The organism is Corynebacterium rouxii, assembly GCF_902702935.1.
Lineage (GTDB): Bacteria > Actinomycetota > Actinomycetes > Mycobacteriales > Mycobacteriaceae > Corynebacterium > Corynebacterium rouxii.
Map to the genome: position 1 here is coordinate 1,805,273 of NZ_LR738855.1, position 24,584 is coordinate 1,829,856.

General features: G+C 56.7%; 25 protein-coding genes. 4 read left to right on the forward strand and 21 right to left on the reverse strand.

Going from position 1 to position 24,584, the window contains the following annotated elements; all coding sequences use genetic code 11:
* Positions 1 to 62 precede the first annotated feature (62 nt).
* On the reverse strand, positions 63 to 1,910 hold the full coding sequence (gene lepA, locus CIP100161_RS08875) for a translation elongation factor 4 (RefSeq protein ID WP_003852416.1): 1,848 nt from the start codon (positions 1,908 to 1,910) through the stop codon (positions 63 to 65).
* 169 nt (positions 1,911 to 2,079) lie between these two features.
* Between lepA and CIP100161_RS08880 the strand changes: the two genes are divergently transcribed.
* The 3 genes from CIP100161_RS08880 to rpsT all read left to right on the forward strand — a co-directional run bounded on the left by CIP100161_RS08880 (position 2,080) and on the right by rpsT (position 3,264).
* Entirely contained in the window at positions 2,080 to 2,220 is a 141-nt protein-coding gene (locus CIP100161_RS08880; RefSeq protein WP_155873710.1) for a hypothetical protein, read from the forward strand.
* Between the two features lie 62 nt (positions 2,221 to 2,282).
* Positions 2,283 to 2,840: a type II toxin-antitoxin system PemK/MazF family toxin gene (locus CIP100161_RS08885; protein ID WP_155873712.1), complete on the forward strand. Its 558-nt coding sequence runs from the start codon at positions 2,283 to 2,285 to the stop codon at positions 2,838 to 2,840.
* 160 nt (positions 2,841 to 3,000) lie between these two features.
* On the forward strand, positions 3,001 to 3,264 hold the full coding sequence (rpsT, locus tag CIP100161_RS08890; protein WP_155873714.1) for a 30S ribosomal protein S20: 264 nt from the start codon (positions 3,001 to 3,003) through the stop codon (positions 3,262 to 3,264).
* A gap of 51 nt (positions 3,265 to 3,315) precedes the next feature.
* Here rpsT and CIP100161_RS08895 read toward each other — a convergent pair whose 3' ends face one another.
* The 17 genes from CIP100161_RS08895 to ndk all read right to left on the reverse strand — a co-directional run bounded on the left by CIP100161_RS08895 (position 3,316) and on the right by ndk (position 19,274).
* Positions 3,316 to 3,954, reverse strand: coding sequence for a LysE family translocator (locus CIP100161_RS08895; RefSeq protein ID WP_155873716.1), 639 nt, complete (start codon positions 3,952 to 3,954; stop codon positions 3,316 to 3,318).
* On the reverse strand, positions 3,944 to 4,345 hold the full coding sequence (locus tag CIP100161_RS08900; RefSeq protein WP_155873718.1) for an ankyrin repeat domain-containing protein: 402 nt from the start codon (positions 4,343 to 4,345) through the stop codon (positions 3,944 to 3,946). Before CIP100161_RS08900 ends, CIP100161_RS08895 begins: the two co-directional genes overlap by 11 nt.
* A gap of 10 nt (positions 4,346 to 4,355) precedes the next feature.
* Positions 4,356 to 5,330: a DNA polymerase III subunit delta gene (gene holA / locus CIP100161_RS08905; RefSeq protein WP_155873720.1), complete on the reverse strand. Its 975-nt coding sequence runs from the start codon at positions 5,328 to 5,330 to the stop codon at positions 4,356 to 4,358.
* Entirely contained in the window at positions 5,284 to 6,957 is a 1,674-nt protein-coding gene (locus CIP100161_RS08910) for a ComEC/Rec2 family competence protein (protein ID WP_155873722.1), read from the reverse strand. The genes holA and CIP100161_RS08910 overlap by 47 nt, the downstream gene beginning before the upstream one ends.
* Positions 6,954 to 7,574 (reverse strand): ComEA family DNA-binding protein, encoded by a 621-nt coding sequence (locus CIP100161_RS08915; protein WP_155874572.1) that lies wholly within the window; start codon positions 7,572 to 7,574, stop codon positions 6,954 to 6,956. The genes CIP100161_RS08910 and CIP100161_RS08915 overlap by 4 nt, the downstream gene beginning before the upstream one ends.
* Before the next feature lie 119 nt (positions 7,575 to 7,693).
* Positions 7,694 to 8,515 carry a DegV family protein gene (locus tag CIP100161_RS08920; protein ID WP_155873724.1) on the reverse strand — a complete coding sequence of 274 codons (822 nt, stop codon included), beginning with the start codon at positions 8,513 to 8,515 and terminating at the stop codon, positions 7,694 to 7,696.
* A 4-nt stretch (positions 8,516 to 8,519) separates the two neighbouring features.
* A complete protein-coding gene (locus tag CIP100161_RS08925) occupies positions 8,520 to 9,242 on the reverse strand; it encodes a histidine phosphatase family protein (protein ID WP_155873726.1) in 723 nt (240 codons plus the stop codon).
* Between the two features lie 6 nt (positions 9,243 to 9,248).
* Positions 9,249 to 9,716 (reverse strand): ribosome silencing factor, encoded by a 468-nt coding sequence (gene rsfS / locus CIP100161_RS08930; protein ID WP_003852440.1) that lies wholly within the window; start codon positions 9,714 to 9,716, stop codon positions 9,249 to 9,251.
* Positions 9,717 to 9,738: 22 nt separating this feature from the next.
* Entirely contained in the window at positions 9,739 to 10,425 is a 687-nt protein-coding gene (gene nadD, locus CIP100161_RS08935) for a nicotinate-nucleotide adenylyltransferase (protein ID WP_155873728.1), read from the reverse strand.
* A 23-nt stretch (positions 10,426 to 10,448) separates the two neighbouring features.
* Entirely contained in the window at positions 10,449 to 11,741 is a 1,293-nt protein-coding gene (locus tag CIP100161_RS08940; protein ID WP_155873730.1) for a glutamate-5-semialdehyde dehydrogenase, read from the reverse strand.
* Between the two features lie 17 nt (positions 11,742 to 11,758).
* On the reverse strand, positions 11,759 to 12,889 hold the full coding sequence (proB, locus tag CIP100161_RS08945; protein ID WP_166443165.1) for a glutamate 5-kinase: 1,131 nt from the start codon (positions 12,887 to 12,889) through the stop codon (positions 11,759 to 11,761).
* Positions 12,890 to 12,909: 20 nt separating this feature from the next.
* Entirely contained in the window at positions 12,910 to 13,161 is a 252-nt protein-coding gene (locus CIP100161_RS08950) for a hypothetical protein (protein WP_155873732.1), read from the reverse strand.
* A 3-nt stretch (positions 13,162 to 13,164) separates the two neighbouring features.
* Positions 13,165 to 14,691, reverse strand: a complete 1,527-nt coding sequence (gene obgE, locus CIP100161_RS08955) for a GTPase ObgE (RefSeq protein ID WP_155873734.1) — start codon at positions 14,689 to 14,691, stop codon at positions 13,165 to 13,167.
* A 160-nt stretch (positions 14,692 to 14,851) separates the two neighbouring features.
* On the reverse strand, positions 14,852 to 15,118 hold the full coding sequence (rpmA, locus tag CIP100161_RS08960) for a 50S ribosomal protein L27 (protein WP_003852453.1): 267 nt from the start codon (positions 15,116 to 15,118) through the stop codon (positions 14,852 to 14,854).
* Between the two features lie 40 nt (positions 15,119 to 15,158).
* Positions 15,159 to 15,464 (reverse strand): 50S ribosomal protein L21, encoded by a 306-nt coding sequence (rplU, locus tag CIP100161_RS08965; protein WP_003852455.1) that lies wholly within the window; start codon positions 15,462 to 15,464, stop codon positions 15,159 to 15,161.
* Positions 15,465 to 15,638: 174 nt separating this feature from the next.
* The gene (locus tag CIP100161_RS08970; protein ID WP_155873736.1) at positions 15,639 to 18,584 is read right to left on the reverse strand and encodes a translation initiation factor IF-2 N-terminal domain-containing protein; all 2,946 of its coding nucleotides are present in this window, start codon (positions 18,582 to 18,584) and stop codon (positions 15,639 to 15,641) included.
* Between the two features lie 279 nt (positions 18,585 to 18,863).
* Positions 18,864 to 19,274, reverse strand: a complete 411-nt coding sequence (gene ndk, locus CIP100161_RS08975; RefSeq protein WP_155873738.1) for a nucleoside-diphosphate kinase — start codon at positions 19,272 to 19,274, stop codon at positions 18,864 to 18,866.
* 84 nt (positions 19,275 to 19,358) lie between these two features.
* On the opposite strand from ndk, the gene CIP100161_RS08980 reads away from it, so the two are divergent.
* Positions 19,359 to 19,910 carry a GNAT family N-acetyltransferase gene (locus tag CIP100161_RS08980; protein ID WP_232053143.1) on the forward strand — a complete coding sequence of 184 codons (552 nt, stop codon included), beginning with the start codon at positions 19,359 to 19,361 and terminating at the stop codon, positions 19,908 to 19,910.
* On the opposite strand, the gene CIP100161_RS08985 is transcribed toward CIP100161_RS08980, so the two are convergent.
* From CIP100161_RS08985 to CIP100161_RS08995, 3 genes are read right to left on the reverse strand one after another with little or no spacing between them, the layout of a single operon-like run.
* A complete protein-coding gene (locus tag CIP100161_RS08985) occupies positions 19,911 to 20,324 on the reverse strand; it encodes a DUF4233 domain-containing protein (protein ID WP_155873742.1) in 414 nt (137 codons plus the stop codon).
* On the reverse strand, positions 20,321 to 21,817 hold the full coding sequence (gene folC, locus CIP100161_RS08990) for a bifunctional tetrahydrofolate synthase/dihydrofolate synthase (protein ID WP_155873744.1): 1,497 nt from the start codon (positions 21,815 to 21,817) through the stop codon (positions 20,321 to 20,323). Before folC ends, CIP100161_RS08985 begins: the two co-directional genes overlap by 4 nt.
* The gene (locus CIP100161_RS08995) at positions 21,814 to 24,522 is read right to left on the reverse strand and encodes a valine--tRNA ligase (RefSeq protein ID WP_155873746.1); all 2,709 of its coding nucleotides are present in this window, start codon (positions 24,520 to 24,522) and stop codon (positions 21,814 to 21,816) included. The genes folC and CIP100161_RS08995 overlap by 4 nt, the downstream gene beginning before the upstream one ends.
* Positions 24,523 to 24,584 lie beyond the last annotated feature (62 nt).

Genomic DNA, 24,584 nt, shown 5'->3' on the forward strand with positions numbered 1-24,584 from the left:
AAAGAAACCCCGCCTCCACTTTGAGCAGAATACTCATGTGGTGGCGGGGTCGTTGAAAGCAGCTACCCTTCGTCGGTACTCAATGCCGCAACGAAGGCCTCTTGCGGCACGGAAACGGAACCAATGTTCTTCATGCGCTTCTTGCCCTCTTTCTGCTTTTCTAGCAGTTTGCGCTTTCGGGAGATGTCGCCGCCGTAGCATTTGGCGAGGACATCTTTGCGCAGGGCGCGGATGTTTTCACGTGCGATCACTTTGGAGCCGATGGCTGCCTGGACGGGCACTTCGAATTGTTGGCGTGGGATGAGCTCTTTGAGTTTCTTGGTCATCTTGTTGCCGTACCACTGGGCGTTGTCGCGGTGAACGATGGCGGAGAAGGCGTCCACTGGGTCGCCTTGGAGCAGGATATCTACCTTGACTAGGTCGGCGAGTTGTTCGCCGGCTTCTTCGTAGTTGAGGGAGGCGTAGCCCTTGGTGCGGGATTTCAGCTGGTCGAAGAAGTCGAAGATGATTTCGCCGAGTGGCATGGTGTAGCGCAGTTCTACGCGGTCCTCGGAGAGGTAGTCCATGCCATCCATCTGGCCGCGCTTGGTTTGGCATAGTTCCATGGTGGTGCCTACGAAGTCGGAAGGCACGATGATGGTGGTCTTCACGATGGGTTCGTAGACTTCGCGCAGTTTGCCTGCTGGCCAGTCGGATGGGTTGTGCACGCGGTGTTCGCTGCCATCTTCGGCTACAACGCGGTAGTTCACCGATGGTGCGGTGGAGATCAGGTCGAGGTCGAATTCGCGCTGGAGGCGGTCGCGGGTGATCTCCATGTGAAGCAGGCCGAGGAAGCCACAGCGGAAGCCAAAGCCGAGTGCTACGGAAGTTTCTGGCTCGTAGGTGAGGGAGGCGTCGTTAAGCTGGAGTTTTTCTAGTGCGTCGCGGAGGTCTGGGAAGTCCGCTTGGGAGATTGGGAACAGTCCCGAGTAGACCATGGGCTTGGGTTCTTCGTAGCCTTGGAGTGCCTCTTCGGCACCGTTGTGTGCCCAAGTGACGGTGTCGCCGACCTTGGATTGGCGCACGTCTTTCACACCGGTGATCAGGTAGCCTACTTCGCCAGGACCTAGGCCGGAGCACTTCTTTGGTGTTGGGGAGACGATGCCGATTTCGAGGAGTTCGTGGACGGCACCGGTGGACATCATTTTGATCTTTTGCCGTGGGGTGAGTTTGCCGTCGATCATACGGATGTAGGTGACCACACCACGGTAGGTGTCGTAGACCGAGTCGAAAATCATGGCGCGGGCGGGCGCATCGTCTGGGTAATCGGTGGTCGGTGCAGGGATGAGCTCGGCGACTTTGTCGAGGAGTTCTTCCACGCCTTCACCGGTTTTGCCGGATACGCGCAGTACGTCTTCTGGTTCGCAGCCGATGATGTTGGCGATTTCCAGAGAGTATTTTTCTGGATCGGCTGCTGGCAAGTCGATCTTGTTCAAAACAGGGATGATCTCAAGATCGTTTTCCATGGCCAGGTAGAGGTTAGCCAGTGTTTGGGCTTCGATGCCTTGGGCGGCGTCGACAAGCAAGATTGCACCTTCGCAAGCTTCCAAGGCGCGGGAGACTTCGTAGGTGAAGTCCACGTGACCTGGGGTGTCGATCATCTGCATGACGATCTGCTCGCCAGCATAGGGGCCAGTACGTGGAATCCATGGCAGTCGGACGTTTTGGGCCTTGATGGTAATGCCGCGTTCGCGTTCGATATCCATATTGTCGAGGTACTGGTCGCGCATGTCGCGTGCGTCTACAACATTAGACAGCTGCAAAATACGGTCAGCCAACGTGGACTTACCGTGGTCGATGTGTGCAATGATGCAGAAGTTTCGGATCTGCTGTGGATCCGTGAACGTCTTCTCCGCGAATTTTTCGGCCATGGTTGTTTTTACTCGCACCTTTCTCAAGACAGTCCCTCTTACATTACCCGACTTTTCGCTCATCCCCGACCACACTATTATTGATAGGTCAACTAACTGGAAGGAGCGCCCACCCGCGTGACCGCACACGCCCCCATACCATCGACCCCATCCCTGCACGCCCGAACGCGTGGCAACTACTCGTCTTGTGTTTCTGCCAATACATGGCCGAGATCTGGTAGTACGCAACTACTGGTCCATGGGTACCCTCCTCGACGCATTACTGACCGCAACCCCAGAAGAAGCCTTACGGGAGCGTCGCGACGTGTAATACGAGCTGCTCTCACAACACCGCGCGGCACGATTGCAGAACCGCTGATAGGGTAAATAACCATGGGCATGAAAGATCGCGTGCGTAACCGATTCTTACGCAAGGTAGCCGCGTCATTCACCGTTGAATCCGAGATGCCTCTCGAACGCGGCCTCAGCAGGCTAAGCTCCCGAATCGGGCTGCACGATCACCACAGCACACCACGCAGCCCACGGCACCAATCCTCCTGCTGTGTTAAACGCACTCAAGACTGCGCGCGCACAGTCTTCTACGCCCCCAACATGGACGGACACGTAGATCCAGGCGAAGTCGTGTGGTTCTGGTCCCCAGAATGCGACGCTAACAACCACCCTAAAGAACGCTCTATCGTGGTCGTCGGCCGCCACAACGATCACGTCCTTGGTCTGATTACCTCCCCCAACGAGGTGCACCGAGACGAAAGCGACTGGCTCGACATCGGAGCCGGCCCGTGGAATGACCAAGGCCGCCAAAGTTGGGTTCGGCTCGACAAAATCATCTCCGTGCCAGAATCAGACATTCGCCGTTCTGGGGCTGTGATTCCCAACCGACGCTTTGAAAGAATCGCTCACCGCCTGCGATCAGACTTCGGCTGGGCCTAAAACTGTGGTAGCATATCCCCTCGTTGTCCACATTCATGTTCTTCTACCTTGAGCGCACACAGCAACGGCGGTCAGGACCTTGGGTCCGCTTTCATGCTTTGCGCAGGCGATAAGCCAGCTTGATGGTAGAGACACAACGAGAAACTAAGAGGTATTTGCCATGGCAAACATCAAGTCCCAGAAGAAGCGCATTCTCACCAACGAGAAGGCTCGTCAGCGTAACCAGGCTATCCGCTCTGCAGTTCGCACCGAGATCCGCAAGTTCCGCGCAGCTGTTGCTGCCGGTGACAAGGCTGCTGCTGAGACCCAGCTGCGCGTTGCTTCCCGTGCTCTGGACAAGTCCGTGACCAAGGGCGTCTTCCACCGCAACAACGCGGCTAACAAGAAGTCCAACATGGCTCACGCTCTGAACAAGATGGCCTAAGCTATTTTTAAAAAATCCCGCTCTGTTTTTACAGGGCGGGATTTTTCATACCTATGAGCGGATAGCTGCGATGATGAGTCCGATACCGGCGATGATGAAGAAACAACCGGCAACCAGATCAATCCACGGGCCTGCCTTTAAAAAGGCTCGCCGCAGCGCATTGGTGCTAATCACAGTAGCCAGCAGTGAAAACATCACGAGGTTGCTCAACACAATCACCACGATCACCGAAAGCGCAGTCAGCAGACTCGGGTTCGTGGGAAGAAACGGCGCGATAATCGCCGCGAAGTACAGCACCACCTTGGGATTGGAAAGGTTGGTGGCCAATCCTTGGCGATAGCACTGGGCTGGGGTGCCCAGGAGGTCGTCGATAGTCGAGGCAACCGCAACCCCCTCCCCTAGCTGTCGACGCGCCACCCGCGCCAATTTCGTACCCATCCACAAAAGCCACGCCCCACCCACAAGTTGGATAGCGCTAAGTACCGAGGGGTACGCGGTGAGCACGGCCGTCGCGCCGAAAACCGTCAACGTAACCCACACTAATAATCCAGTGGCTATACCAGCCACAGCGGCGTACGCATGGCGGCGCGACTTGGTGGCAATACGGGTAACAAGGAAAATATCAGGGCCAGGCGTGAGCATACCCACCGCGTTGAGGCCCACGAGGGTAAGTAATTGGCTAAGCCCCACGTGCCTGAAGCCTTTCGACGAGATCCTCACGGCTAAACATCCGTGCTGTGTCGATAGCGCTTGGCTGCCCAACGGTGGGGTCTGCACCATGGCGCAGCAAGGAGTCGATTACTTCTGGCTCTTGTTTAAAAATCGCACCTGCCAGCGGCGACTGGCCACGGTCATTCAGGGCGTTGACATCGGCTCCGCGGTGAGCAAGCATGTCAACGCATGCATGATGTCCGGAATAAGCCGCGATCATCAGCAAGGAATTACCGTCTTGGTTGCGTAGATTGACGTCAACACCATGATCGATGTACTGGGCGAGGGTTTCTGTATCGCCACGACGTGCCATGTCAAACAACTGGGATACAAGTTCTTGCACGTCTTGTGGAATTTCGGATTGATTCACGTCTTCTAGATTAGCCTGCGAGCTCAGAGATCTTGCGGATAGCATCCTCGATTTCGTAGTCGGGGTCACCGCCAAGTTCACCGTCAAGGCCGTGGCCTTTGAGACTGGAATCCACATTTGCCATCAAGATCACCGCTTGGCTCACAGCATTACCCGTCCACATGCGCGCAACCTTGGCGGTTTTTTCAACAACGAAGGGGTGCATGCCTAGCTCTCCTGCGAGTTTGCGGGAGTCAATACGCCCTCGTGTGGAATACAACCGCGCGATAGCGCTAACTTTCATGCTCAGCGCAGCCGCCAAGGCCACTGGAGAAACACCCAATTGTAGTGCCCGGCGCGCACTGGCGACGGCGCGTTGCGTTTGCCCTGAGCAGGCAAGATCTGCGACGTCGAAGCCGGAGACTTCTGCAACGCCCACGTAGTAGTCGCGGACGGTGGCGAGGGTGACATCACCATTGTTGTCGGCGACAAGTTGCCCGATGGCGGAGGCGAGTTCGCGGAGGTCGGATCCCACGCCTTCGAGGAGGGCGTGGACCACGTCGGGGGTGGGGCGTACTCCGTGGCGTTTGAATTCGTTGGTGACCCAGCCAACGCGGTCTTTGGGTTTGAGTTTGTTGGCTTCGTGAACTTCGCTGATTTTGCTGAGTTTGGGTACCAGTGCTTTTTGTCGTCCGCCGCCGGAGTGCACGATAATGAGATAGATTCCTGGTGCTGGGTCGACGGCAACGTTGAGGACGAGTTCCGCGGGTTCTTTGCCAGCGTCTTCCATGTTGGTCAGCACAATGATGCGGTCTTCGCCGAAGAGCGACGGGCTGGTGAGTTGGATGAGCTCGGAAGCGTTGACTTCGCCTGCACGAAGGGTGGTCACAGGTACGTCGCTGCCAATGGTTTTGTTGATGGCTGCGATGATGGTGTGTCGTGCGCGTTCGGCTAGGAATTCATCGTCGCCAACTACGAGGTGCACTGGTAGAAGTTGCTGACCCATGGTGTCTATCGTGCCATATGCGGCCGGTGCTGATTCGATCCGGCACGGTTTCATAGTAGATGGGTGTTCCGTCGGTGGTCATTGTCTCGCGGGTGCGGCGAGAGCGTTGCGTAACGACGAAAACATCTGCGGTTTTACCTGCTATTTCCTCTTCGTCAGCGACGGTTACGACAATCAGATCTGTAGTGGGGACGGTCGGTGTGTACTGCCACCAGATTGTGGCGACCATGGCACAACTTATTGTTGCCAGCGTAATTTTGGGCTTAACGACGAACCCAGTAAGCAACCACATAGCGCCGAGCATGGCCCAAAGGGTAGACAGTCCGCGGGATTCTGGAAAAGGCTGGTCAATGCTGGTCCATGTGTGGCCGCCGAGTATGGTAGCGATTAATCCGATCCAGTCGGCGCAGGGTTCGATGATGTTGATAAGAATGCTAGGCACGACAGGAAGCCAACTAGCTACAACCGCTAGTAAGCCAATGAGGGTAACGATCGGAACAACCGGGGCTGCTAAAAGGTTAGCTAATACTGAAACGGCGGATACTTTTCCAGACATCAACATGACTATGGGCATGGTGGATATATCAGCGGCGATGGCAATAGCCAAGGCTCGCACCACGATGTTGGGGGTTACGTCCACAATGGCGAGGCTGCGGTAGATCGCTGGGTAGAGCGTTATGATTCCTACGGTAGCAGCCACGGATAATGCGAATCCAAAGTGCGTTGCTAAGGAGCAATCCCACAGCAATAGCCCAATGATCGCGATGCTTAGTGCGTGAATTGTGGGAGTGCGGGTGTACGTGAGCACTGCTACAAGACCGACCATGCCCATGACAGCTGCGCGTAGTACCGAAGGTTCAGTCCCAACGACGGCGACAAAACAGACAAGCGCTAGCATGCTGGCTATTACTCGTTGTCGCGGCCCTAGGCCTACAACCGCCGCGAGTGCAGCTGTCCATGAGGTGACAATGGCGACGTTGCCACCGCTGACTGCTGAAAGATGTGCAAGTCCCGTTGCAGCATAGAGTTCAACGTTGTGCGCCGACTGCAAAGAGGTATCGCCTAGCACCATGGCAGGGATGAGGCCGGTAGCATGCCCGTCGGTATGGTCTACTACAAGCTGTTGGAAGTGCTGTGTGATGTGTGTACTGATTGCGCCCCACCCCGTGGGCGGACTGACCACGGTGATGTTGCCTTCGGAGTGCAAGAGAGCGTCGCTAAGCCCTATAGATCCGCTATGAGAAACCGTACCGGTGACCATCACGTGATCGCCTGGCTCAACGCTGGGCTGGGTTTTACTGAGCACGGGAATCTCGGCTGGGTACCCGCTTATCTGGGCACGAAAGATCCAGCCGGTTGCTGTCTGTTTTACCGGAGTAATTGCCTCCACCACCGTGGTGTTTCCCCATTGCCAAGCGTCCACTCGGGCTGTGTGCATCGCAGTGATTGCCGTGGCACAAGCGCCCATGCATCCAGCAAGAAACCCCTGCGCAGGCCGCCACATTGCAAGTCCTACGGCTACGACCGCGCAGGCGATCAGCGGCCACCAGATAGTGCGCTGCCACAGGCATAGCCATGTACACCCCCACACCGCAAGAGCGCTGGGTACCAGCCGCAGTTCTGTCACAACACAAGATCCTGCGCTATTGCTTGGTATTTGGCAGGACCTATTCCTTTGACCTTTTGTAATTCTTCGAGGCTGCCAAATCCACCATGGGAATCACGATAAGAAACAATAGCGGCCGCGGTCTTTGCGCCAATTCCATCCAGCTGCTCAAGCTCGGCCACGGTAGCACTATTGAGGCGAACGCGGCCATCGGCGACGGGCACTGGTTCGGAAGGACTTCCCACAACGATCTGGGAGGAATCAACAAGCTTTTCTGCCTGATTAAGGCCGAGGATATGTGCTGGGTCTACAGGGCCTGCTGCTTGGAGTGCGTCGGCAACACGGGCACCCGGCGCGAAGGTGTACAGACCTGGAGTATGCACCTCCCCCACGACTGAGACTACGAGCTCCGGCGTGCTCGTCTCAGCAGCGGCCACAGGCACAGGCGGCGGTGGTGGTGGCGGTGCGGGCTGCAGCAGAAAAATTATGGCAATTACGGCAACAATAACGCCCGCGCCGATGACGCTGTGTGTGCGGCTGAGTTCGAGACGACGTTGCCGCGGGTATTCCACCACCATCAGGTCTTCAGTGCCAGTAGGTGCTGCTAGTTGTCCTAGTCGTTGAAGTACACGTTTCATACGCGCCGACACTAGCCACGGGGAGATACGAGCCCACGCTGCTCGAGGCGCAGTCACGATAAACCTGTGGATAACTGCGTCGGGGGCACCCGCTCCGCGGGGCTTTATGTGGATAACTTTTAGGAGGTGGTTGACAAATCTGTGGGAGCAGTATCGGAATAGCTGCTAAAAACCACCGAGATTCCCAGTGCGCCTACACCACAATGAACGCTTAAGGCTTGGTCCATGTCCATAATCATGAAGCTTGAGCCCTTGGGTAGCGCCGCAGTCAACTGAGACTGCAATGAATGTGCGGCTTCTAACGCCTGATGATGTTGGATTGCCACGAAGGCGGGTTCGCCGGCGCAGCGATCAGAGATCACGGCTACTAAGCGCGCAAATGCCTTGGACTGAGTCCGAGTTTTCACTGCTAGTTCTACATGTCCGCCACGCAGCTGCATGATGGGCTTGGTGGCTAGCGCTGCAGACACCACAGCTGTTGCCGTGGTGATCCGCCCAGAGCGACGCATTTCTTCCATACGATGGAGATACAGCCATGTTTCAGAGCGTCGCAACGTATCGCGAGCCATGTCTACGCACTCCCGCAAACTCGCCCCGCCTTGAGCTAGACGCGCGGCAGCCATTGCTGCAGCACCTACGCACATTCCCACAGACTGAGTGTCTACTACGTCAACCGCTCCATCGAATACGGCGGCCGCGGTATGTGCAGCGGACCACGTAGACGAAAGCTCCTTGGAAAGGTGCAAGGCCACCACACCGGCGTCGCCACCACGCTCAAGCTGGCGCGCATAGGCAGCTGCGAGCTCTAACGCAGACAATCCCGCTGTACTGACCTGGTTTTCTGAGGGCACAAGGTGTAAATCCACAACCGTGATCCCCAGTTCCTCTGCTATCTCCGCGGGCAATCCCGACGAGGAATCCGTGACAATGCGAACAGCCATAGCGCTAGAGGTTGCGCCCTAACGCCACGCCCATGTTCCAGCCTTCGAGGTACCACTGCGCATCAGTCACCGTCTGTGGGGTAAAGCGCGCAGAGAGCTGATCGGCATAATCCGCAGCCTCTTTTTCGGCGTTTTCTGAAGCCGCACCGTGGAAGCGAGGACGCGCTGCCAGCTGCGCCCAGCAGGTGTTCCCCAGGCCAGAAATCAGCGAATACTGCTCCTGGTGCAACCCCAACAAACTAGAGGTCAGTGCACTAATGGTGCCGCCGTGGGCAACAAGGAGCAGGCTGCAATCATCCCATTCGTCATAGTCGCGCATGAGCTCGTCGACAACCGCGCGAGCACGCTGCGCAACCTGGATACGGGATTCGCCGTTAGGCGGCGCCCAGGTGGCGTCGTGACGCCACAACGCACGCGCACCGGGATAGTGTTCGTCTACCTCTTCGTGTGTTTTTGCTTGCCAATCCCCCAGATTGGTTTCGCGTAGGCGCTGGTCAGTAGAGACTTCTACGCCAAGGCGTTGCCCCACAACAGTTGCGGTGTCATGGGCGCGGGCGAGATCAGAGGAGACAATCTTGCCGATCGGCAACGTGGCAAGAAAATCCGCCACCGCTTCTGCTTGCGCCCAACCAGCATCCGACAGCACAGTATCCAAGTGTCCTTGCATACGCTTCGTGGCGTTGTATTCGGTTTGGCCGTGGCGCAGCACAATGAGGCGACGGGACATGATGGATTAAAACTCCTCGTCAGCTGGTTCTTCACCAGCAAGTGGAATCTCATCGAGGGACTCGACGGTACGAACATCCACGTCCTGAGCCCATTCCTCTGGGCGCGCCATGGTGTCGATACCCTCGACCTCGATCAAAGGGCAGTCTTGATACAGGCGGTCAAGACCGTAGAAGTCACGCTCGGTGTTGCGCTGAACATGGATGACCAGCATGCCGTAGTCGAGCAAAACCCAACGGTTCTCGCGATTGCCTTCGCGACGCTTAGGCTCTTCGCCCTCAGCCGTCAGCATGTCCTCGATCTCCTCCACAATGGAACGCACCTGGCGCTCGTTGTCTGCGGAAGCCAAAACGAAGACCTCGCTAATAGCCATCACGTCAGAGACGTCGATAACCGCAATATTGGTAGCCAGCTTCTCCGCTGCGGCTTTGGCAGCGATCTCGGCCAAGCGAATGGTGTCGTGCGTAGCAGTCACTAAAGATCCTTTCTTATCGTGGCTATTGTTCCACGTTATCGCGGTCAAAAGCTAACCGCGACGCTGCCGCACCCGCGGGGTTACGTTTCTCATCTACTCCGCTTGGGTGATACAGCCGCCGTTTTGCGATGTATTGCACCACGCCATCGGGAACCAGGTACCACACCGGCAGTCCTTCTTTGGCGCGGCGACGACAACCCGTGGACGAAATCGCCATGGCAGGGATCTCGATTAATTCCACACGATCGTGATACTGCGCCGGCAGCATATCTTCTTCGAGTACGTATCCTGGGCGCGTAACGCCTACGAAGGTTGCGATCTCCAACGCTTTTTCCCAGTCTCGCCACGTGAGGATCTGGCCTAGAGCATCTGCACCTGTGATGAAGAACAACTCCGAATCGGGGTAGGAACAGCGCAGATCCTGCAAAGTATCGATGGTGTAAGTAGCGCCTGGGCGATCAATGTCTACTCGACTCACCGTAAACCGCGGGTTGGAAGCCGTAGCAATGACCGTCATCAAATAACGATCCTCCGCCGGAGAAACCTCACGGTCGGCTTTTTGCCACGGCTGGCCAGTGGGCACAAAGACCACCAGCTCTAGATCAAACCGTGCTGCAACCTCGCTTGCGGCAACGAGGTGCCCATGGTGAATCGGATCGAAGGTTCCACCCATGATGCCGATACGGCTGGGTTGGCGTGGCAGTGTCATAACCGTGAAATTCTAGCAGTGCACTACGGGCGTGTTTGCCCCGTGCCCTGAACAATCCACTTCGTGGTGGTCAGCTCCGGCAATGCCATGGGTCCGCGGGCATGCAGCTTCTGGGTAGAAATTCCGATTTCTGCCCCCATACCGAACTGCTCACCATCAGTAAACGCAGTCGATGCGTTAATCATGACCGCCGCGGCATCGACACGATCTGCAAAGCGCTGGGCAGTCACAATGTTGCCGGTAGCGATCGCCTCAGTGTGCTTGGTGCTATAGATGCGAATATGCTCCATCGCAGCGTCCACACCGTCAACCAAGGCGCACGCAATATCAAGCGACAAGTATTCTTCCGCCCAATCGTGCTCCTCGGCAGGAACGATTCCCGACGCGCCCACGGCTTCTAACTGGGCAACATCGCCGTGCACAGTAACACCAGCTTTTTGCAAGGCGGTGATAATTGCCAACTGATCTGCGGGATCCAAAGCGGAATCGATCAGCACCGTTTCAGTTGCATTGCACACTGAGCAGCGTCGCGTCTTGCCGTTGAGCAGCATGGCGATCGCCTGGTCTAGATCGCTGACATCACGATCAATGTAGAAGTGGCAGTTTCCGGTGCCCGTCTCAATGGTGGGGACCGTCGCGTTGGTCACCACAGCCTCGATCAGGCCGGCACCACCACGCGGGATGACGACGTCGACAAGCCCGCGTGCGGTAATCAAATCCTGGACGCTTTCGTGTGTTTCGCAAGGCAGCAACTGGACGACCTCACGTGGCAACCCATGGTTTTCAAGCACGCGATGCATGACCGCAACCAGTGCCGCGTTGGAGTGCTGCGCCGACTTTGAACCACGCAGCAGCGCCACGTTGCCGGACTTCAACGCTAACCCAAAGGCATCGATCGTCACGTTAGGGCGCGCCTCGTACACCATGCCCATCACCCCTAGCGGAACACGCACCTTGCGCATTTGCATACCATTCGGCATCACGCTGCCGCCTACAACCTCACCTACTGGGTCGCTCAGCGCTGCTACCTGGCGCAAACCGCCGGCGATCCCAGCAATGCGGGCGTTGTTCAAAGCCAACCGATCAATAAGCGCCTCGCTGAGCCCACGTGCACGTCCTTGATCAATATCGCGTTGATTAGCAGCAAGAATCTCAGCGCTCGCTTCTTCCAAAGCCGAAGCAGCGGCAAGAAGTACCGCATTTTTATCAGCACTGGTCAATTGGGCAAGGATAGGCGCAACACGGTGCGCGGCACGTGCACATGCCAGCACCTGTTCGCGTTCTTGGGACCGTACATCGGCGTTATTCATAAGCATTTACCGTACCTAAAGATCTACGCGCGTGACGCGTAATCGGAAAGATAATCAGCATGGACGACGGGACGTTGCAGCCCCTCGGGCAGCTGCGCGGTTTGTTTGCCCAGCATGGTGGTGAGCACTGCGGAATCATAGGCCACCTCACCTCGGCCAATGATTTCACCTTCTGGGCCTAGAATCTCTACGATTTCACCCGCATGGAAATCACCAATGACCTCGGTAATTCCCACGGCCAACAGGGAGTTTCCGCCGGCGGTGACAGCGGCGACCGCACCGGCGTCGATACGCAGCGCGCCGCCGGTATCCGCCGCATACAGCGCCCAAAACTTCCACGCCGATAGGCGATCATCCTTGGGATAAAACACAGTGCCTACCTCGGCATCACCCAGCGCCTCGGCCACACAGTCAGCGGAGGTCAACAACACGGGCACGCCGCTTCGCGACGCCAACCGCGCGGCCGACACTTTCGACGCCATGCCACCGGTCCCCACCGCCCCACCGTCACCTGCGATCACACCTTTCAGGTCGTTGCCGTCTTTGACCTCAGACACAAATCGTGCCGAAGGATCCGCAGGGTTTTTGTCATATAACCCATCTACGTCCGAGAGCAGCACCAAAGCGTCCGCGGACACAAGGTGCGACACAATCGCGGCGAGGCGGTCGTTGTCGCCAAAGTGCATCTCAGAGGTTGCAACCGTGTCATTCTCATTAATAATCGGCACTGCGTGTAACAACCGCAAGCGATCAATAGTGCGCTGCGCGTTACGCGCACGATCCCGCTGGCCTGCATCGGAGGCCGTTAACAGCACCTGGCCAATCGTGCGGTTATAACGGGCAAAACTGTTACCCCATGCATTAGCCAAATGCACCTGCCCCACTGAGGCGGCAGCTTGCTTTGTTGCCAAATCCTTCGGCCGCGAAGTCAACCCTAACGGAGCCATACCAGCAGCCACAGCACCAGAAGATACAACAATCACGTCGGAACCGCGCTGCATACGATCTTCTAGGGCCTCCACAATGCGGTCGATACGACCCGGAGAGACCTCAAAATTTTCGCCGGTCAGTGAACTAGAACCAATCTTGACCACAATCCGCTTGGCGTTTCTAATCACGTCACGCAGATCGGCGCTACTGTGCTGGGCATTCATACCTTGCCATGGTAGAGGCTTTAAGGCCCCAGCAACAATGTTCCTAGCCCAAAGACCAAGGGGATCCACGCCCAAAAGAGCACGAGCCCCACGATCCACATGCGACGTGTGCGTACGCGGTAGGCACACGCGGCGCCACTACCCCACCCCAGTAATGGCGCCAGCCAAATGCAAACAGCGCGGACAGAAGTAGGCAACCAGCCTTCAGAAGCAATTCCAAGGAGGAAAATTGCCACGGCCGCACCGTACAACGCCCACGCTGCTTTAACCATTTGCTAGCCCTGCCAGCGATCACGGTTAGCCGACTCACGGGTGACCTTCTGGTCATCGCCAAAGTCGTACTCGTCGATAAGGCCACGGCGTACCTGAGACGCACGCTTGCGTTCTTGTGCAGAAACACGAGTGTTGCGCTCGAGACGCATATCGGTACCACGGCCCGACATCTGGACTTCCACGCCCGCTGCGGTGGTGGGCTCCCACTCGAAGGACACTTCGCCGATAGTCACGGTGCAGCCTGCGCGCGCACCCTTCTTCCACAGGGCATCCTCCACGCCCATGCGGGCAAGACGATCGGCCAAGTAACCCACGGCCTCGTCGTTTTCAAAGTCGGTTTGGATGATCCAGCGCTCCGGCTTCTCACCAACAACGAGGTAGCCGTTTTCGACCTGTGGATCCTCCAGAATCTCAAAGTCCTTGTTCTTCTTGCGGGCATCCACAGCCTGCGGGCGCACCACGATACGCTCTTCCACTTTTTGCTTCGGGCGCTTCTTGCGAGATTGCTGCACCAAATCCAGCATCGCGTATTTCAGCGGATCAAGGCCTTTGCGGGCAACCGCAGAGATGATAAACACCGGCCAGCCGAACTTCTCCTCAATGTCTTCTTTGAGGAACTCTGCGAGCTCAAGGGCTTCAGGAATATCCGCCTTGTTCAAAATGACAATGCGAGCACGCTCGCGCAGATCACCTAGGCTGGTGTCTTCATCCAACGCCGATTGATAAGCTGCGAGTTCTTCCTCGAGCGCCTCAATATCCGAAATGGGGTCGCGGCCAGGTTCAAGGGTTGCCGCATCCACCACGTGTGCGAGCACAGCGGTGCGCTCGATGTGACGCAGGAAGTCGAGGCCGAGGCCCTTGCCTTGGGAAGCACCAGGGATAAGACCTGGCACGTCTGCGATGGTAAAGGCATCATTGCCCATGTCCACCACGCCGAGATTTGGCTGCAAAGTGGTGAATGGGTAATCGCCGATCTTTGGTTTTGCAGCAGACATCACAGAAATCAACGAGGACTTACCTGCACTAGGGAATCCCACCAAACCGATGTCTGCCATGGACTTCAGCTCGAGGATCACGTCGTGTTGTTCGCCGGGTTCACCTTTGAGCGCAAAGCCTGGCGCCTTACGCGCAGCGGAGGCCAGTGCCGCGTTGCCCAAGCCACCAAAGCCGCCCTTGGCTGCGATGAAGGTCATGCCAGGGGATGTGAGATCAGCAAGCGTCTCACCTGATTCGCTCATGACGACGGTGCCAGCGGGGACCTCCAATACGAGGTCTTGGCCGCGAGCACCGTTGCGGTGGTCACCGGCACCGTTAGCACCGCGCTGGGCTTTCAGGTGTGGGCGGTAATGCAGATCGAGGAGGGTATGTGCTTGCGGGGAGACGGTAAGGATAATATCGCCACCGTGTCCGCCATTACCACCATCTGGGCCACCGAGGGGCTTGAACTTCTCGCGGTGCACAGAAGCACAGCCGTTGCCGCCGTCGCCTGCTTCAAGGTGTAGGACCACGCGGTCTACGAAACGTGCCATTAGTGTTTGTTGCCTTCCTTTATTACTCCCCGAGGAGCATTACTCACCCATATGTGAGTCATAGCTTAGTAAAAAATGCTGAGTAAAAACACAAACACCCAGCCAGCTTCTGACAAATCAGAAATGCTGCCCGGGTGCTGTAAAGAGAATGATGTAAGACTTAGGCGTCTACAGTCTCGTTCTCAACAATGTTGACCAGACGACGGTTGCGCTTGGTGATGAACTCAACAGCGCCTGCCTTCAGTGCGAACAAAGTGTCGTCGCCACCGCGTCCGACGTTCTCACCTGGGTGAAACTTGGTGCCACGCTGACGAACGAGGATCTCGCCGGCGTTGACCTGCTGGCCACCGAATCGCTTAACGCCAAGGCGCTTTGCCTCAGAGTCACGACCGTTGCTGGAGCTTGATGCACCCTTCTTGTGTGCCATGTGGGTTTCCCTCCTTCAGGAAATACGAAGCCGGTGAGGCTTACTTGATGCCGGTGATCTTGAGAACCGTCAACTGCTGACGGTGTCCCTGACGCTTCTTGTAACCGGTCTTGTTCTTGTACTTCAGAATCTTGATCTTAGGGCCCTTAACGGCCTCTACGATCTCAGCGGTGACGCTCACCTTAGCGAGGTCAGCTGCCTTGGTGGTTACATCTGCGCCATCGACGAGCAGAATCGGGGTGAGAGCCACGGACGAACCCGGCTCACCCTCGATCTTCTCGACCTTGACGAAGTCACCTTCGGCAACCTTGTACTGCTTGCCGCCGGTCTTGACGATCGCGTACATACGAGGGCTACCCCTTATCTATACTCGGCTCAGTTTGTAAGCATTGTGCCTACAAGACTGAATTGGACTTACGTTTTTACATTTGCGTTTTAAGCGTCAAGCACATACGGCTATCTGGCCTAAAACAGCGACTGTCAAAGACTACCCTTTAACACACACAAAAGACAAACTGAGTTAACGGCGTGTTGCGCGTCGTGAAGCACGGCGACGCCCCCGACCACCCTGAGATGGCGCGGAAACCTCACGCTTGTCTTCCACTACAGGCTCCGCTTGCACTGACTGAGCAGCCATTTTCTTACGAACAGCGCGACGGCGACCACGGGAGGATTCAACAGTTTCCGTTGGCGCTACCACCTCGGGGGCAGCCTCCACTACCGTGCGTCGCACAGCGCGACGGCGACCACGCGAGCTTATTTTCTCCACGACAGCCTCAGGTTCTGGCTGTGGTTGCGGTTGTGGTTCCGGTTGCGGTTCCGATTTTTCAAAATCTGCCTTGCGCGGCGGCACGTCGGAGACGGAATTGCCACGAGTCTTACGCTTACGGCGTGGAGAGCGCTCAAACTCTTTCAATGCTTCGGCATAGGTCTGCGGCTTTTCTTCTAGCGGCAGATAGTCAGATCCAGAAGGCTCGTCAGGATCTTCCTCATAAGCACGATCCAACGCAGCGCTAACGATGTCCATCACGTCGACATCGGCAGGTGTGGGTACTACGTCAGGCTCCGGCTGTGGATCGTCCTCAATAACCACGGCGGCGACGAGGTCTTCGATACTGACCTTCTTCTTTTCCTCATGCATGGCAGCTGCTGCCAGATGCTCGGATGGGGTGTGGTTCTTGTTCTTCTTGCGATCATTGCGAGCACGATGGGACTTTTCCATTGCCACATCGGCATCCCGCTGCTCGACGGGATCGTCGTGGATGATCACGCCGCGGCCTTCACAGTGCGGGCATTCGGTAGCAAACGTTTCCAAAAGCCCAGTACCCAAGCGCTTGCGGGTCATCTGAACGAGGCCTAACGACGTCACCTCGGATACCTGATGCCGGGTACGGTCGCGCCCTAATGCCTCGGTAAGGCGACGCAGCACCAAGTCCTGGTTTTCCGGCAAAACCATGTCGATGAAATCAACCACAATCATGCCGCCGAGATCGCGCAGACGCATCTGACGAACGATCTCTTCTGCGGCCTCAAGGTTGTTCTTGGTCACGGTCTCTTCGAGGTTTCCGCCTGCACCAGTGAACTTGCCAGTGTTCACGTCGATCACCGTCATCGCTTCGGTGCGGTCAATCACCAAGGTGCCACCAGATGGCAGCCATACCTTTCGCGATAGAGCCTTCTTGATCTGCTCGTTAACACGGTGCACCTCGAAGGCGTCGCGTCCCTCATGCTCGCTGCGGTCAAAGCGCACCAAGCGGTCCAGCAAGTCTGGGGCAACCGACTGCACATACGCGTGAACCGTGTTCCATGCGCGGTCACCATCGATAACCAAGGAGGTGAAGTCTTCATTGAAGAGATCACGCACCACTTTGACGAGCATGTTGGGCTCTTCGTACATGGTCACCGGCTTGGCGCCCTTAGAAGCTTTTTCTTCTTCGGTGCGCTGCTGGATCTTGTCCCAGAGCTTGTGCAAGCGGTTAACGTCTGCACCGATTGCTTCTGCAGAAACGTTTTCGGCGGCAGTTCGGATGATGGCACCGCCGTCGTGAGGCACGACCTCCTTGAGGATTTCCTTCAAACGCTTACGCTCAGGAGCTGGGAGCTTGCGGGAAATCCCTGCGGTGCGTCCACCTGGCACGTAGACCAAGTAGCGTCCCGCAAAGGAAATCTGGGTGGTAAGGCGAGCACCCTTGTGTCCAATAGGATCTTTAGCAACCTGGACAAGGACCTGGTCGCCGGATTTCAGGGCTTGCTCGATACGACGGCCTCGCCCACCAAGGCCTGCGGCACGCCAGTCCACCTCGCCCGCGTAAAGCACACCGTTGCGACCTTTTCCGATGTCAATGAAGGCAGCTTCCATGCTGGGTAGGACGTTTTGCACGCGACCAAGATAGATGTTGCCGATCATCGAGGCCTGGGCCTCGCTGGTAACAAAGTGCTCAACAAGCATGCCGTCTTCGAGCACGCCCACCTGAGTCACCATGCCATGGTGGTCTACGCGATCGCGCTCACGTACCACCATCGTGCGCGTGACAGATTCACGACGTGCTAGGAACTCGGCCTCAGAAACGATGTGGCGCTTCTTTTTCGACTCTTCACGCAGCTCCGCGCGGCGACGACGCTGTGCTTCCAAACGAGTTGAGCCTTTAATACCTACTGGCTCGGTGATTTCTTCGGCTTCGTGCTCGTCAACATCTTCTGCTTCAACAATCTCAGCTGAATCATCTACACCCTTGCCCCGACCGGTCCCACGCCGACCACGACGACGACGCTTAGCGTGAGTGGAGTCGTCGTCAGTATCGTCTTCCCCATCCTCGTCGTCTTCTGCTTCTTCGATCTCATCATCAACGACATCAACGACCGTGGGGGCGATAAACAGCGGAACGCTGTAGGACACGCTCGCTGGCGCAGGTGCAGATTCCGGCTCAACGTCCTCGAGCGGCTCCGCTTCTTTTTCGAGCTCGATAACCTCGTGGAAGTCCTCGATCTCCGCCGAGCGCTGACTTAGTTCGCGCTCGACCTGCTGCTTAATCTGCTCGACCTCGTTATCCACGTTTTTTTCCACGCGGTAGCGCAACTTCGCTTCTTCAGAATCCGCTACACCATGATCGTTCGCCGCTGCTTCTTCTAGGTCGCGGTTGACCTTGGCTTCGATCTGCGCGATCTCATTTTCCACGTTCTTTTCCACGCGGTAGCGCAACTTCTCATCTGATTCCTGTTGCGCCGGAACGAAAGAGTCGAGCAGCTGATTAGCTTCTTGGTTATTCAACGTCGACTGCGCTACTTTTTTCAGTCCCATGGTTGCCAACTGCGCGATGAGCTCTTTAGATGCAACGCCTAGCTGCTTAGCCAGAATATGCACACGGATTTTTTCCCCGATAATCGAGCGATCCAATGCAGCTACTGCTTGGCCAATCGGCGAAGATACAGCTTGGTTTTTGGTTGTTTTCTTGGACTTTTCAGCCACAGAACTTTTCTCCTGATACTTCTCACCCACAGCAATTGACGATCCGGGCGCTGATGCTCTCTTCAGAGGCACCGCCGCCGCACAGACAGTTCGAACAGCTCGTGGTTTTTGATGTTTAGTTGTAAAAATCTTGGCGTTTATCACAGCGAGCTCGTCTCGCTGATGTCATACCAATTATCCATTGTGGCACATCGGTGACGAAAAGTTCAGGCATGCTTGCTCACATAGCAAAGAGGGAGCATGCACGGGGGTGTGCATGCTCCCTCTGAGTAAGTGTTTTTAGAGGTTAGGGAACCAGATGGAGATCTCGCGCTCGGCGGACTCTGGGGAGTCGGAACCGTGAACCACGTTGGTGGACACTTCAAGAGCGAAGTCACCGCGGATGGTACCTGGGGTTGCTTTGGCAACTGGGTCGGTGCCACCAGCAAGTTGGCGCCATGCCTCGATAGCGCGTGTGCCCTCAACAACGCCAGCGATCAGTGGTGCAGAGGTGATGAAGTTCACCAGCTCACCGAAGAATGGCTTGTCAGCGTGCTCTGCATAGTGCTTCTCAGCAGTCTCGCGATCTGCAACGCGCAGGTCAAGAGCGGAGAATTTCAGGCCTTTGCGCTCGATGCGGGCGATAATTTCACCGATGAGGCCGCGCTCAACGCCGTCTGGCTTGATCAGAATCAGGGTACGTTCAGTCATGGTTGGATAGTGTAGCCAACGCAACGGTGGCGTTCACAATTACACTTGTTGCCTCGCCTCCCCCAACGGGTCTAGATTGTTGACATGGACTATATTTTTAGGAAGTCAACCGAATCCGACCTCGATGGTATCGCCGACGTTTTAGGCCGCGCCAAAAACACCGATCTTTCCCCCGCAGAACGCGCCAAAGCCGGCTTTGTCCAAGGCACCATGACGCGACAATCCCTAGGCGAGCGCATAGCACGCCCGCATTTCGGTGCGATTGTAGCCGTCAATAATGCCAACACCGTTGTGGCTACGTGTCTTTATTCCCCGTGCCCCCGCGATACACAAGCAGATCACCCCACTGCTGGTGTGGCACGCGTCGTTGCCGATAGCGACATCCCCGCAACTGACATCCTTATGTTTGGCCCGATGGCCGTGGATTCCCCCGCACAAGGTAAGGGAACAGCCCGCAAACTTATTACCGCAGTTCACGAACATGCCAGTACAGTAGGCGCAACCCACATCGCCTCTTTTGTGGAGCATTCCAATGAGCGTTCCATGGGGTTACACCAACACCTGGGATTTACCGTCCTAGGTTCATTCCAGCTGCACGGCAAGGATTATTCCGTGTTCGTGCAGCCGGTGAACTAATTACAAATGCTGGGTGGTGAGCAACCCGCGCTTCATGCGCTCAATGAGGTTCTTTCGCAGGTAAAGCAAGTACCACCACACCGCGATGTACACGATGGCCATGATGCCCATGGACACGTGGACGAAAAATCCCGCGAGTGCAAACACCTGAATAGCGACGTTCGCCCCCAGCGCCCATTTCTTTCCTTGAAGGAAAGACAATAGCAACATCACGGTGGCTACCGCAGTAACGTACACCCAGTTGGGAGTGGTCCAATAGGATCCGTTATCAACGCGCAGGATCACGGTGAGAACGAGATAAAAGGAGATGGCCTCCATCATCATCGTTCCAGCCATGACTCCGCGAAGACCTTTCATCGGATCTTTCACCGGCGCATGTCCTGGACCTAACGGCCCATATTGCTCATCACTCATGCGGGATCCTTTCCAAACAGGGTACGGGCCTCGCCCGCAGTGACCACAGAGCCGGTCACGATTACACCGGAACCGGATTGCACCTCGGTATCTTCGGCAAGTTCCACTGCCAGTTCGACTGCCGACGGCAGCGAGTACGCCACGTGCACGCGCTCTTCGCCAAAGACGTTGCGCGCTTCCTCGGCAAGATCATCGGCAGGCAAAGCACGCGGCGAGGAGTTCGTGGTCACCACAATCTCGGACAAGTGCGGCTCGAGGGCACGCAACACGCCCACGTAATCCTTATCGCCAAGCACTGCTACGACACCGATCAGGCGCGAGAAATCGAAGTCGCGCTCTAGGGCCTTACCCAGTGCCGCAGCACCGTGGGGGTTGTGCGCTGCGTCGATAAAGACAGTCGGGGCTGTGCGCACGCGTTCAAGTCGGCCTGGGGACTGCACGGTAGCAAAACCTTCGCGAACCGTATCAAGGTCTAGCTGGCGGCCAGCACCCGCGCCGAAGAAGGCCTCCACAGCAGCCAAGGCAGTCGCGGCGTTGCGGGCTTGATGCTCGCCAGACAGAGGTAGGAAGATGTCGGTGTACTCGCCACCTAGGCCCCGAATGCTGATCTGTTGACCACCAACCGCGATAGCAGCATCCATCACCCCGAATTCCACACCGGCGCGTGCCACAGAAGCATCCACGCTCACAGCCTGTTCAAGGATCACATTCATCGCCCCGGGATCCTGCTCCGCAACGATAGCGACGTTATCCGGCGGGGTCAGCAAGTCGGAGGCATCCCAACGAGACTTGATGATTCCGGCTTTTTCTGCAGCAATTTTCTCAATGGTATCGCCGAGGAAATCCATGTGGTCCAGCCCCACAGGCATCACTACGGCAACATCGGAGTTAATCACATTGGTGGCGTCCCAACGGCCGCCCATGCCGACCTCTACTACGGCAACGTCCACTGGTGCGTCTGCAAACGCAGCGTAGGCCATGGCCGTTAGCACTTCGAACTTGCTCATCTTGGGGCCACCGTTGGCTTCAGAATGAGTGTCTACCATCTCCACATAGGGTTTGATCTCGTTCCACGTGCGTACGTAGTCGCGAGGGTGGATCGGCTGGCCGTCGATAGCAATGCGTTCGGTGACCAGCTGAAGGTGCGGGCTGGTGGTGCGTCCCGTACGGCGGTGGAAAGCACGCATGAGGGATTCGATCATGCGTACCGTCGACGTTTTGCCGTTGGTTCCGGCTACGTGAATAGCCGGAAACGCATGTTCTGGGTGACCCAGCAGATCCATCAACATCTCCACACGCTCGAGCGTGGGGTCAATTTTAACCTCGGACCAGCGCTGATCCAGCTCCGCTTCGACGGTCACCAAATCCATAAGGTCATCGGCCGTGATCTCGCGCGGGGCGGGTGCTTCGGTGTCCGCGTTGACGTCGATAGGCAGCGATAGGCCAGTCTCGTTCAGGGAGACTTCTCCTAGGTGGAGATTCTCGTCTTTCACTTCAGCTCCTCAAGGCGAGCGCTAATGCGGGCCACCTCTTCTTGGGCGATCTGCTGACGCTCGCGAATCTTTGCCACCACGGCCTCTGGCGCCTTGGCCAAGAAGGACTCGTTGTCGAGCTTCTTCGCGGTGGTTTCGAGTTCCTTGGTGGCGGCAGCAAGATCTTTATCTAGGCGCTTACGCTCTGCTTCCTTATCGACGGTTCCCGAGGTGTCCACGGAAATTTCGATGGTGGCTTGGCTCAGGCGCACCTCAATGCTTGCCGACGCCGCGAAGTCCTCAGCTGGCTGATCCAAGCGGGCAAGAGAACGCACGAGGTCTTCTTGTGCTGCCAGATCAGCGGCGGCAAAGTCCACAACGCCTGGAACCTTTTGAGAAGGCTTCACACCTTGATCAGAACGGAAACGACGAATCTCAGTAACCAGCTTTTCCACATCAGCCATACGCCTTGCTGCTACCTCATCGGTTGCAACCCCACCGTTGGTCATAGCAGTCGTTGGCCACTCGGCAACGTTGAGGGACTCACCATCGGTCAAGGCCTTCCACAGCACTTCGGTAACGAATGGCATCGCGGGGTGCAGCATGCGCAGCAAAGCATCGAGTACCTGACCCAGAACGATTTGGGTGTTGCGGCCGCGGGCCTGCTCTTGTGCAGATGCTGCCTCCATGTCGCGTGGGATCTGCACCTTGGCGATCTCCAAGTACCAGTCGCAGAACTCACCCCATGCGAACTGGTACAACGCCTCGTTACCCTTGGCAATCTGGTAACGGTCGAAGTAGTCGTCAACAGAAACACGGACTTCTTCAAGGCGATCAAGGATCCAACGGTCTGCGTCAGTCAGCTCACTGCGCTCCGGTAGCGTGCCCACCTCCGCACCATTCATCAGCGCGAACTTGGTGGCGTTAAACAGCTTGGTAGCAAAGTTACGAGAGCTCTGTGCAGAATCCTCACCCACTGGCAGGTCAACACCTGGGTTAGCGCCACGTGCCAAAGTAAAGCGCAGAGCATCGGCGCCAAAGCGCTCCACCCAATCCATTGGGTCAATGCCGTTGCCCAAAGACTTACTCATCTTGCGGCCCTGCTCATCGCGCACAAGCCCGTGGAGGAACAAGTCGTTAAATGGAATCTGTGGGCGGTCATCGGTACCCTGCCCTAGGATCTCTGGGGTGGTTTCACCTGCAAGGGTGCCAAACATCATCATGCGGGCAACCCAGAAGAATAGGATGTCGTAAGCGGTAACCAAGACGGAGGTTGGGTAGAACTTATCCAGCTCAGGGGTCTTATCAGGCCAACCCATGGTAGAAAACGGCCATAGCGCCGAGCTGAACCACGTATCCAGCACGTCGGGGTCTTGCTCATAACCTGCTGGCGGCTGCTCATCAGGGCCAACGCAGACGATGTCACGGTTGCCCTCAGCGTCTTCCGGGCCGTACCAGATAGGAATGCGGTGTCCCCACCACAGCTGACGAGATATGCACCAATCGTGCATATCATCGACCCAGTCAAAGTAGCGTGGCTCGGACGACTTAGGGTGAATAACGGTATCGCCCTCGCGGATAGCCTCGCCAGCCATGGTGGCAAGATTTTCCACCTTGACCCACCACTGCAAGGACAGGCGTGGCTCGATAGGCTCACCGGAACGCTCGGAGTGACCCACGGAGTGAACGTAAGGACGAACTTCCTTTACAATGCGTCCCTGCTCCGCAAGTGCCTCGCGAATCTTCACGCGTGCTTCGAAGCGGTCCATGCCGTCGAACTGGGTGCCGGTGCCAGCAATATGGCCGGTAGCATCCATGATGTTCGGCATGTCCAAGTTGTGGCGAAGGCCTAATGCGTAGTCGTTAGGGTCGTGTGCTGGGGTGATCTTAACGGCACCGGTACCAAATTCTGGATCCACGTAGTCGTCAGCAACAACGATCATCTGACGATCCGGCAGGAATGGGTGCGGCAAGGTAGTACCAACCAGATCGGCGTAGCGCTCGTCGTCTGGGTGTACAGCCACGGCTACGTCGCCAAGCATTGTCTCTACACGAGTGGTAGCCACGATCACGTGCGGCTCGTCGTCGTTAAGCGAACCGTAGCGGATAGAGACCAGCTCGCCCTCGACGTCCTTGTACACGACCTCGATGTCGGAGACAGCGGTCTCTAGGATTGGCGACCAGTTAACAAGTCGGTTCGCCTGATAAATCATGCCGCGGTCATACATCTGTTTGAAGATGGTCTGGACCGCACGCGACAGGCCGTCGTCGAGAGTAAAACGCTCACGCGACCAGTCAACGGAATCACCAATAGCCCGCATCTGGGTACCAATGGTGCCGCCGAACTTACGCTTCCATTCCCAGACGTGCTCGATAAACTCTTCACGGCTGTAATCCCAACGGGACTTGCCTTCAGTTTCCTTGAGCATTGCTTCGACCTTAGTCTGGGTGGCAATACCTGCATGGTCCATGCCAGGAAGCCACAAGACCTCATAGCCTTGCATACGCTTACGACGCGCGATGCTATCCATAAGCGTGTGATCCAACGCGTGCCCCATGTGCAGCTGACCCGTCACATTCGGAGGAGGCAAAACAATGGAAAACGCCGGCTTGGAGCTCGATGGATCCGCCGTAAAGTATCCCTTTTCTACCCAGCCGTCATAGAGGTCTTTTTCAACTGCCTGTGGGTCCCAAGACTTTGGGAGTTTGTCAGCGCGATTAGTCATGAGGACCATCTTAACTGCCTTTTGCTATGAAGCTGAACGAGAGCCCACCACAAGCATTGTGG

Bases quoted from the DNA above. Each gene is read 5' to 3' on its own strand.
- lepA (WP_003852416.1), bottom strand. From the start codon at position 1,910: ATGGCCGAAAAATTCGCGGAGAAGACGTTCACGGATCCACAGCAGATC.
- CIP100161_RS08885 (WP_155873712.1), top strand. From the start codon at position 2,283: ATGGGCATGAAAGATCGCGTGCGTAACCGATTCTTACGCAAGGTAGCC.
- rpsT (WP_155873714.1), top strand. From the start codon at position 3,001: ATGGCAAACATCAAGTCCCAGAAGAAGCGCATTCTCACCAACGAGAAG.
- holA (WP_155873720.1), bottom strand. From the start codon at position 5,330: ATGGGTCAGCAACTTCTACCAGTGCACCTCGTAGTTGGCGACGATGAA.
- CIP100161_RS08915 (WP_155874572.1), bottom strand. From the start codon at position 7,574: ATGAAACGTGTACTTCAACGACTAGGACAACTAGCAGCACCTACTGGC.
- CIP100161_RS08920 (WP_155873724.1), bottom strand. From the start codon at position 8,515: ATGGCTGTTCGCATTGTCACGGATTCCTCGTCGGGATTGCCCGCGGAG.
- CIP100161_RS08925 (WP_155873726.1), bottom strand. From the start codon at position 9,242: ATGTCCCGTCGCCTCATTGTGCTGCGCCACGGCCAAACCGAATACAAC.
- nadD (WP_155873728.1), bottom strand. From the start codon at position 10,425: ATGACACTGCCACGCCAACCCAGCCGTATCGGCATCATGGGTGGAACC.
- CIP100161_RS08940 (WP_155873730.1), bottom strand. From the start codon at position 11,741: ATGCTTATGAATAACGCCGATGTACGGTCCCAAGAACGCGAACAGGTG.
- proB (WP_166443165.1), bottom strand. From the start codon at position 12,889: ATGAATGCCCAGCACAGTAGCGCCGATCTGCGTGACGTGATTAGAAAC.
- CIP100161_RS08950 (WP_155873732.1), bottom strand. From the start codon at position 13,161: ATGGTTAAAGCAGCGTGGGCGTTGTACGGTGCGGCCGTGGCAATTTTC.
- obgE (WP_155873734.1), bottom strand. From the start codon at position 14,691: ATGGCACGTTTCGTAGACCGCGTGGTCCTACACCTTGAAGCAGGCGAC.
- rpmA (WP_003852453.1), bottom strand. From the start codon at position 15,118: ATGGCACACAAGAAGGGTGCATCAAGCTCCAGCAACGGTCGTGACTCT.
- rplU (WP_003852455.1), bottom strand. From the start codon at position 15,464: ATGTACGCGATCGTCAAGACCGGCGGCAAGCAGTACAAGGTTGCCGAA.
- ndk (WP_155873738.1), bottom strand. From the start codon at position 19,274: ATGACTGAACGTACCCTGATTCTGATCAAGCCAGACGGCGTTGAGCGC.
- CIP100161_RS08980 (WP_232053143.1), top strand. From the start codon at position 19,359: ATGGACTATATTTTTAGGAAGTCAACCGAATCCGACCTCGATGGTATC.
- CIP100161_RS08985 (WP_155873742.1), bottom strand. From the start codon at position 20,324: ATGAGTGATGAGCAATATGGGCCGTTAGGTCCAGGACATGCGCCGGTG.
- CIP100161_RS08995 (WP_155873746.1), bottom strand. From the start codon at position 24,522: ATGACTAATCGCGCTGACAAACTCCCAAAGTCTTGGGACCCACAGGCA.